Raw genomic sequence first — 508 nt, forward strand, 5'->3', positions numbered from 1 at the left:
GGATTTCCCCATCTTCTTCTGCGGCCATAAAATCAGAAAAATCATCAAAGGCTGCTTTGCTTAGGTACTCAGCCAAATGAGTTGCATCGTCAGAACTCTTGCACAGCAAAACCTCCGGCCAGAGCAGGTCACCATCTGGCCCCCGATTGCCGGGCTGATCGGGTGGGTCTAACCTGACGACCCAAACTTCTCTTAGCTCATGTGCTACAGCTAGGTGGAGCAGCTCAATGCCATTTAACTTCATAAAAATAACTCCGTGCTTAGTGAACGGAGCCATTATCCCGCTGATAATTGCCGAGATTGGCACGCCAAACTGCCCAATTTGGACAAATGTCTTGTCTGTAGAGTCAGAAGGAAATTTCCAGATTTTGACTTAGGTTGGTGTTACTGGTTGAACGTATATAAATGAATTTAAAAAGATATTTATATTTCGTTACATGTCACGAATGTAAAATGTGACATGTAACGCCATTGCAAGGGCATATGTGGGAACATTGCACGTTTAAGC

General features: G+C 44.3%; 1 protein-coding gene. It reads right to left on the bottom strand.

The window, feature by feature from the left end; all coding sequences use genetic code 11:
• Positions 1–307: hypothetical protein (locus IEX22_RS16490; RefSeq protein WP_229660130.1), on the bottom strand; the 307-nt coding region annotated here is incomplete at its 3' end.
• Between the last annotated feature and the right edge of the window lie 201 nt (positions 308–508).

This window comes from Tersicoccus solisilvae (assembly GCF_014643255.1).
Classification (GTDB): domain Bacteria; phylum Actinomycetota; class Actinomycetes; order Actinomycetales; family Micrococcaceae; genus Tersicoccus; species Tersicoccus solisilvae.